General features: G+C 61.9%; 1 protein-coding gene. It reads right to left on the bottom strand.

The window, feature by feature from the left end; all coding sequences use genetic code 11:
* Window positions 1-25: 25 nt before the first annotated feature.
* Window positions 26-273 (bottom strand): hypothetical protein (locus ABG80_RS07580; RefSeq protein WP_235513779.1); only part of this gene is annotated, 248 nt, incomplete at its 5' end.

Genomic DNA, 273 nt, shown 5'->3' with positions numbered 1-273 from the left:
CTGGGGTGTCCCCCAGCCCCCCGGCTTACTTCGACGCGGAGAGGCGCTCCATGTCATTGAGGACAGGCCGAGCATGCTGATGCACGGCCATCATGTAGGCCTGCGAGGCCTTGTCCCAGGCGTCGATGTGTCTGGCTAGGATGAACAGCCAGGGCGGCGTGTCAACATCCGGGCCAGCAGCTACGATCCCGTAGAAGGCCCTCACCGTCTCAGTGGTCATCAGCGCAGCCTCTTCGAGGACATTGCGCGCTTCATCGATAGACTTCATTCCAG

This window comes from Aquabacterium parvum, from assembly GCF_001447195.1.
In the GTDB taxonomy this organism is placed as follows: domain Bacteria; phylum Pseudomonadota; class Gammaproteobacteria; order Burkholderiales; family Burkholderiaceae_C; genus Aquabacterium; species Aquabacterium parvum.
Note: the sequence above shows the minus strand (reverse complement) of the source record. Positions and strands in the feature narration are given on the sequence as shown.